Annotated in this window: 3 protein-coding genes; all 3 read right to left on the bottom strand. The window is 60.6% G+C overall.

Annotated elements, in window-relative coordinates:
- On the bottom strand, window positions 1-890 hold an 890-nt coding region (gene lipA / locus EN879_RS33470), incomplete at its 3' end, for a lipoyl synthase (RefSeq protein WP_127274586.1).
- Window positions 891-1028: 138 nt separating this feature from the next.
- Window positions 1029-1286: a GlsB/YeaQ/YmgE family stress response membrane protein gene (locus EN879_RS33465; protein WP_013531486.1), complete on the bottom strand. Its 258-nt coding sequence runs from the start codon at window positions 1284-1286 to the stop codon at window positions 1029-1031.
- Between the two features lie 89 nt (window positions 1287-1375).
- On the bottom strand, window positions 1376-2030 hold a 655-nt coding region (locus EN879_RS33460; protein ID WP_164774747.1), incomplete at its 5' end, for an FAD-dependent oxidoreductase.

Below are 2030 nucleotides of genomic sequence, written 5' to 3'. Positions count from 1 at the left end.
CGCGTCAGCGGGCTGGACGCCACCAGCAGGAAACCCTTGGTCCGGCCGATCGTCTCAAAGGATTTGAACTCCTCCGGCGTAACAAAGCGGATCACCGGGTGGTGCTTCTTCGACGGCTGCAGATACTGGCCTATGGTCATGAAGTCGACATTGGCCGAACGCAGATCGTCCATCAACTGCAGGATTTCATTCCGTTCTTCGCCCAGCCCCACCATGATGCCGGACTTGGTGAAGATCGACGGATCAAGCTCCTTGACCCGCTGCAACAGCCGGATCGAATGGAAATAGCGGGCGCCCGGACGAACCGTCAGATAGTTCGACGGAACGGTTTCGAGATTGTGGTTGAAGACGTCGGGTTTGGCCGCCACGACGATCTCCAGCGCGCCGTCCTTGCGCAGGAAGTCGGGCGTCAGGATTTCGATCGTCGTCAGCGGCGTCGCCGCCCGGATGGCGCGGATGACCTCGGCGAAATGCTGCGCACCGCCATCGGCGAGATCGTCGCGGTCGACCGAGGTGATGACGACATGGGTAAGGCCCATCTGCTTGACCGCATGCGCGACGCGGGCCGGTTCATCCGGGTCAAGAGCGGTTGGAATGCCCGTGGCGACGTTGCAGAAAGCGCAGGCGCGGGTGCAGATCTCGCCCATGATCATGAAGGTGGCGTGCTTCTTTTCCCAGCACTCGCCGATGTTGGGGCAGCCGGCCTCTTCGCAGACCGTCACCAGCTTGTGCGACTTCACGATTTCGCGCGTTTCGGCATAGCCCTTCGACATCGGCGCCTTGACGCGTATCCAGTCGGGCTTGCGCAGGACATCCTGATCAGGCTTGTGCGCCTTTTCGGGATGCCGCAGGCGCGGTGCGTTGGCGATCGTATCGAGGACAGTGACCATCGGGAAACCTGGTTCATTGGCGAGCGCCAGTCAGGCGTTCGTTGTGATAACGTCATCTAGGACTTTTCGGCGCAAAGAAAAAGGCCGCTGCGGCGCATGCCGCAACAGCCTTTTTCGCATGGCAGCTCTTCAGTGATGTCAGCGGCGCACCAGGCGTCCTGCCCAGATCAGTAGGCAGGCGCCGATAAAGCCGGTGATCAGATAGGCAATCCAGCCGACGCCGAACGGGCCAAAATTGAGAGCCTGCAGAATGGCGTTCAGCACGATCGCGCCGACGATGCCCATAACGATGTTCATGAAGATGCCGGTGTTGCTCTTCATGAACATTTCGGCGAACCAGCCTGCCAGGCCGCCGATGATGATGGCTGCTATCCAGCCGACGCCATTCAGGTGCATATGCCTTCTCCTTGTGTGATGGATGAAAGTGCATCCGCAAACGATGTACCTTGCCGCCGGGTTCCATCTGTAGCAGCGCTTTCAATCTATCACGCGTTGAGCGCGCGGCCATAGGCGTCGAGCACGCTTTCCTTCATCATCTCCGACAGCGTCGGGTGCGGGAAGATGGTGTGCATCAGCTCTTCCTCGGTCGTCTCCAGGTTCATCGCCACGACGAAGCCCTGGATCAGTTCGGTCACTTCGGCGCCGACCATGTGGGCGCCGAGCAATTGACCGGTCTTCTTGTCGAAGATGGTCTTGATGAAGCCCTGATCCTCACCGAGCGCGATCGCCTTGCCATTGGCGGCGAACTGGAAGCGCCCGACCCGGATATCCCAGCCCTCTGCCTTGGCCTTGGCTTCGGTCAGGCCAACCGAGGCGACCTGCGGATTGCAGTAGGTGCAGCCCGGAATCTTCAGCTTGTCGGTGGCATGTACGCCAGGAAAATCAGCGATCTTCTCGATGCACACGACACCCTCATGTTCGGCCTTGTGGGCGAGCATCGGCGGGCCGGCGACATCGCCGATGGCATAGATGCCCGGCACATTGGTCTTGCCGTAACCATCGATGACGACGCAGCCGCGATCCGTCTTCACGCCGAGCGCCTCAAGCCCGAGGCCCTCGATGTTGCCTTGCACGCCGACGGCCGAGATCATCCGGTCGGCGGTGATCTTCTCGACCCTGCCGTCCTTCATCTCGACATGC

It is taken from the genome of Mesorhizobium sp. M7A.F.Ca.AU.002.02.1.1 (assembly GCF_003998535.1).
In the GTDB taxonomy this organism is placed as follows: domain Bacteria; phylum Pseudomonadota; class Alphaproteobacteria; order Rhizobiales; family Rhizobiaceae; genus Mesorhizobium; species Mesorhizobium ciceri.
The sequence above is the reverse complement of the archived record's forward strand: the minus strand, read 5'-3'. Positions and strand labels throughout refer to the sequence as shown.

Bases quoted from the DNA above. Each gene is read 5' to 3' on its own strand.
- EN879_RS33465 (WP_013531486.1), bottom strand. From the start codon at position 1,286: ATGCACCTGAATGGCGTCGGCTGGATAGCAGCCATCATCATCGGCGGC.